We start from the raw sequence: 229 nt of genomic DNA, 5'->3' as shown, positions 1-229 counted from the left end.
GTCCGGTGCCGGAAAGTCGACGGTGCTGCAGCTGCTCCTGCGCTTCTCCGATCCGCAGGGCGGCCGCGTGCTGGTCGACGGCATCGACATCGCGCGGGTCGATCCGGAGGCGCTGCGCGCCCGCCTCGCCCTGGTCCCGCAGGATCCGGTGGTGTTCTCCGGGCCGGTCTCCGAGAACCTCCGCTACGGGCGCCCCGAGGCCGGTGAGGCCGAGGTGCGGCATGCCGCC

Annotated in this window: 1 protein-coding gene; it reads left to right on the top strand. The window is 74.2% G+C overall.

Features of this window, described 5'->3' with window-relative positions; all coding sequences use genetic code 11:
- Window positions 1-229 (top strand): ATP-binding cassette domain-containing protein (locus AC0IY0_RS29180; RefSeq protein ID WP_471766530.1); only part of this gene is annotated, 229 nt, incomplete at both ends.

The organism is Methylobacterium sp. AC315, from assembly GCF_979253755.1.
The sequence above is the reverse complement of the archived record's forward strand: the minus strand, read 5'-3'. Positions and strand labels throughout refer to the sequence as shown.